The 3,854-nt window shown below is 72.5% G+C and carries 5 protein-coding genes; 4 read left to right on the top strand and 1 reads right to left on the bottom strand.

Annotated elements, in window-relative coordinates; all coding sequences use genetic code 11:
- Positions 1-377 (top strand): nucleotidyltransferase family protein (locus tag PSH25_RS27975; RefSeq protein WP_238661882.1); only part of this gene is annotated, 377 nt, incomplete at its 5' end.
- Here the strand turns inward: PSH25_RS27975 and PSH25_RS27970 are convergent.
- Positions 337-1,005: a TMEM175 family protein gene (locus PSH25_RS27970; RefSeq protein ID WP_238661881.1), complete on the bottom strand. Its 669-nt coding sequence runs from the start codon at positions 1,003-1,005 to the stop codon at positions 337-339. The two genes, PSH25_RS27975 and PSH25_RS27970, sit on opposite strands and share 41 nt — an antisense overlap.
- Positions 1,006-1,147: 142 nt before the next feature.
- On the opposite strand from PSH25_RS27970, the gene PSH25_RS27965 reads away from it, so the two are divergent.
- The 3 genes from PSH25_RS27965 to PSH25_RS34065 all read left to right on the top strand — a co-directional run.
- Positions 1,148-1,768: a PadR family transcriptional regulator gene (locus PSH25_RS27965; RefSeq protein WP_238661880.1), complete on the top strand. Its 621-nt coding sequence runs from the start codon at positions 1,148-1,150 to the stop codon at positions 1,766-1,768.
- On the top strand, positions 1,765-2,490 hold the full coding sequence (locus PSH25_RS27960; RefSeq protein ID WP_238661879.1) for an ABC transporter ATP-binding protein: 726 nt from the start codon (positions 1,765-1,767) through the stop codon (positions 2,488-2,490). Before PSH25_RS27965 ends, PSH25_RS27960 begins: the two co-directional genes overlap by 4 nt.
- Before the next feature lie 398 nt (positions 2,491-2,888).
- The coding region (locus PSH25_RS34065; RefSeq protein ID WP_441005357.1) for an FtsX-like permease family protein at positions 2,889-3,854 on the top strand (966 nt) is incomplete at its 3' end.

Here is a 3,854-nt window from a genome sequence, read left to right as displayed (position 1 = left end):
TGCTGCGGGGCCTTGCCTCGCTGCCGGCCCACGTGCCGGCCGCCGTCGTGGTCCTCGTCGACCAGCCGCTGCTCAGCCCGGTCGCGGTGCGCCGGGTGCGGGCGGCGTACGCCGGCGGCGCGGTCGTCGCGGTCGCCACCTACGCCGGCCGACCCGGGCACCCGATCCTGCTGACTCGACGAACCTGGCCGCTGTTGGGCGGGTACGCCGTCGGCGACCGGGGCGCCCGCGACCTGCTGCGCGACCGGCCGGACCTGGTGGTCGAGGTGCCCTGTGACGACGTCGGCTCACCGGTCGACGTGGACACCCCGGCCGACCTGCTCCGGCTTCGCCCGGTCAGCGACGGGTCAGCCAGCGGGGCAGCCCCTCGCTGGTGACCGCGTGATAGGTGATCATGACGATGACGCCGATCAGGCCCAGCACGGGATTGACGAACCAGCCGAGCAGACCGCTGAGCCCGTACAGGATCAGGCCGGTGATCGGTCGCAGCCGCTGTGTCCGCACGTACCCGGGGTCGACCCGAGGTTCGAGCAGCGCCGGGTGGCGGTGCAGGTAGCCGAAGAACACCAGCCAGGGGGCCGACATCAGGGCGGCGGCCAGCGCGTACAGGGCGACGGCCGCGCGTTGGTCGTCGGTGTCGCCGTGGGTGAACGCCGAGGCCAGCACGGCGGTGGGGAAGGGGATGATCACCGCGCCGAAGAGCACGCCGAGGTTGATCCAGCTCAGCGTGAGCGTGGTGCCGCGGATCAGCCGCAGCAGCGCGTGGTGGTTGAGCCAGAGCACCCCGATGTAGACGAAGGACACCACGAAGGCCAGGTACGAGGCGCCCTCGTCGAGCAGGCCGGTGAGCAACTCCCCCTCGTGGTATTCCGGCACCCGCAACTCGATGACCAGCAGCGTGATGACGATGGCGAAGACGCCGTCGCTGAAGGCCGTCATCCGGTCGGTGGCGGACACTCGCCCCTTGGGATCGGGCTGCTCGACCTCGTCAGGTGCTGCGGACATTGCCGCAGGCTAGCCGTCGGCGCGCTCCGGCGACGGCATTTTGTCCGAACCGTCATGACGATGTGGATGGACGCCGAACGGGCGAGCGTGGCTCAATAATACCGAGTATTATACCCAGTATGATAACTGTGGGTGATGGCTCGTGAGCATCCGCCATGCCATGCTGGCGCTACTCGTCGAGGCACCGAAATACGGTCTCCAACTCCGGCAGGAGTTCGAGGCGCGCACCGGCGAGGTCTGGCCGCTCAATGTCGGGCAGGTCTACACCACGCTGCAACGTCTGGAGCGTGAGGGACACGTCGAGACCGACGACGCCGGCCGCGACGGCGCGCAGAAGCGCTACCGGCTGACCGCCGACGGCGAACGTGAGCTGCACAGCTGGCTGCGTACGCCACCGCAGGCCGGGCCGCCGCCTCGCGACGAGCTCGTGATGAAGGTGCAGGTGGCGATGCGCCTGAGCCAGGTGGACACCACCGAGATCCTCCAGACCCACCGGCGGCGCATCGTCGAGGAGATGCAGCGTTATACCCACCTCAAGGCCGACGCGGCACCGGAGGACATCGGCCTCGGCCTGGTCGTCGACGCCGAGCTGTTCCGGCTGGAAGCGGTCGTCCGCTGGCTGGACGCGGCGGACGCGCGCCTGCGCAGCCTTCCGACGATCCCCGCTGGCGCGCCACTCACGGGCCCGTCGTCGGCGAGGGACGGCCAGGAGGAACGGCCGACCCGGTCGGTCCAGGACGACGTGGCAGGAGCCCGACGATGAGCGTCGTGCTGAGCCTGCGGCAGGTGTCCAAGGTGTACGGCGCGGGTGCCGCCGCCGTGCACGCCCTGCGTGCGGTCGACCTGGACGTGGTCGCCGGTGAACTGGTCGCGGTCATGGGGCCCAGCGGCTCGGGCAAGAGCACCCTGCTGACGATCGCGGGCAGCCTGGAGGAGCCGACGGCCGGCCAGGTGACGGTGTGCGGGTCCGATCTCTCCGCGCTCTCCGCCGACGCCACTGCCCGGCTGCGTCGCCGGTCGCTCGGCTTCGTCTTCCAGGACCTGAACCTGCTCGCCGGCCTCTCCGCCGTCGAGAACGTGGCGCTGCCCCTGGAACTGGACGGTATGGCCGTACGTCCGGCGCGTGTCGCCGCTCTCAAGGTGCTCGACGAACTGGGGCTGACCGACCGTGCCGGCCACTTCCCCGACGACCTCTCCGGGGGTGAACGCCAACGCGTCGCCATCGCCCGGGCCGTGGTGGGGGACCGGAGTCTGCTGCTGGCCGACGAGCCGACCGGCGCCCTCGACGCCGCCAACGGCGAGGCCGTTCTGCGGATGCTCCGCTCGGCCTGTAAGCGCGGCATCGCGGGAGTGATGGTCACTCACGATGCCCAGCTTGCGTCCTGGGCCGATCGGGTGATCTTCATCAGGGACGGTCGGGTGGTCGACCAGACCGCACCGTCGCCCAGCCCGGACGCCCTGCTCGCACCGGGCCCGACGCCGTGACCGCCACCGTGAACCCCAGCCGGAAGGTTGGCCGGCCCGCCAACGGTGGCCTGCCCGCCCGCCGCGCCGTGGTCCGCTGGGCGGTACGACTGTTCCGCCGCGAGTGGCGGCAGCAACTGCTGGCCATCGCACTGCTCGCCGTCGCGGTCAGCGGTGCCACCTTCGGCCTGGCGGCCACCTGGAACCTCGCTCCGTCGAGCGACGCCACGTTCGGCCGCGCCGACCAGCTCATCCGGATCCCCGGTGACGACCCGGCCCTGCTGGACGCCCGGGTCGCCGCCGCCCGGGCGTTCTTCGGCACGACCGACGTGATCGGTCACCGGCACGTGCCGGTGGCAGGGCTCGTCGACCCGGTGGACGTTCGGGCCCAGGATCCCGCGGGCGCGTACGGCGGCCCGATGCTCGCCCTGCGGCAGGGCCGCTACCCGACCGGGCCAGCCGAGCTGGCGGTGACCGACGGGGTGGCCCGAGCCCTGCGTGCCGGGCTCGGCGCCCGGATTTCGTTCGGTGAGGCCGATCGCCGGATCGTCGGGGTGGTGGAGAACCCGGCGGACCTGCACGACGAGTTCGCCCTCAGCGACTTCACGCTCGTCGACCGGCCGGAGTCGGTGACGGTGTTGGTGGCCGGCGACCGCGACCGCATGGAGTCCTTCCGGCGGACCGTCGACGGGCCGCTGGTACGCGAGTCCCGGCCGGTCGCCGAGCGCACCGTGCTCACCCTGGCCGCACTGGCGCTGGCCACCGTCGGCCTGCTGCTGGTGTCGCTCGTGGCCGCCGCCGGGTTCGTGGTGCTGGCGCAGCGCCGGCTGCGTCAGCTCGGCATGTTGGCGGCGATGGGTGCCACCCGCCGACATCTGCAACTGGTGCTACTGGTCAACGGCACGGCTGTCGGGGCGGTCGCGGCGGTCTGCGGCACCGCCGTCGGGATCGCCGCCTGGCTGGTCACCGCCGGTTTCGTCGAGACCGCCGCCGGGCACCGCATCGGCCGGTTCGACCTGCCCTGGCTCACCATCGGCGCGGGCATGCTGCTGGCCGTGGTCACCGCGACCGCCGCCGCCTGGTGGCCGGCCCGGGCTGTCGCGCGTACCCCGATCATGATCGCGCTGTCGGCACGGCCAGCGACCCCGCCGCCGGCGCGGCGGACCGCCGTGGCCGCTGCCGCACTGCTCACCGCCGGCCTGACCGCCCTGGTGCTCGCCGACGGGTCGAACNCGCTGCTCATCGTCCTGGGCAGTGTCGGGACGGGTGTCGGCGGGCTGCTCGCCACCGCCCTTACCATCCCGGTGCTGCCGGCGCCCCCGGGCGGCCTGCCGCGCGCGGTTCGGCCCGCCATGGCCACGCTGTCCCTGGACCTCCGTGCGGCG

It is taken from the genome of Micromonospora foliorum, assembly GCF_022229015.1.
In the GTDB taxonomy this organism is placed as follows: Bacteria; Actinomycetota; Actinomycetes; order Mycobacteriales; family Micromonosporaceae; genus Micromonospora; species Micromonospora foliorum.
Note: the sequence above shows the minus strand (reverse complement) of the source record. Positions and strands in the feature narration are given on the sequence as shown.

Bases quoted from the DNA above. Each gene is read 5' to 3' on its own strand.
- PSH25_RS27970 (WP_238661881.1), bottom strand. From the start codon at position 1,005: ATGTCCGCAGCACCTGACGAGGTCGAGCAGCCCGATCCCAAGGGGCGA.
- PSH25_RS27960 (WP_238661879.1), top strand. From the start codon at position 1,765: ATGAGCGTCGTGCTGAGCCTGCGGCAGGTGTCCAAGGTGTACGGCGCG.